Genomic DNA, 295 nt, shown 5'->3' on the forward strand with positions numbered 1-295 from the left:
GGCCTGCAAAAGTGTCTTGCGCTTGCCGCCGCCCGAAGAGGCCGGACCGGCACCGGCACTGGAAGCAACTTGAATGGAAGAGGAACTGACGCGCTTCTTGTAATCGGCAGGCGCCTGCTCATAACCGGGAAGCGGCTTGCCATCGGAAGGAAGATGCAGCGTATTGCCATTCGGGAAGATGCGGACGAGTTCCTGGCGGCTCATGCGCGGCCAGGCACGAACGCCGCCGACATCCATATGCACGAAAGGAGATCCCGATGTCGGATAGAAACCGACGCCGCCGATCTGCATCTGC

1 protein-coding gene is annotated in these 295 nt (G+C 61.0%); it reads right to left on the reverse strand.

Going from position 1 to position 295, the window contains the following annotated elements:
* Window positions 1–295: DUF882 domain-containing protein (locus tag EN824_RS34540; RefSeq protein WP_135933230.1), on the reverse strand; the 295-nt coding region annotated here is incomplete at both ends.

This window comes from Mesorhizobium sp. M8A.F.Ca.ET.181.01.1.1 (assembly GCF_004792025.1).
Lineage (GTDB): Bacteria > Pseudomonadota > Alphaproteobacteria > Rhizobiales > Rhizobiaceae > Mesorhizobium.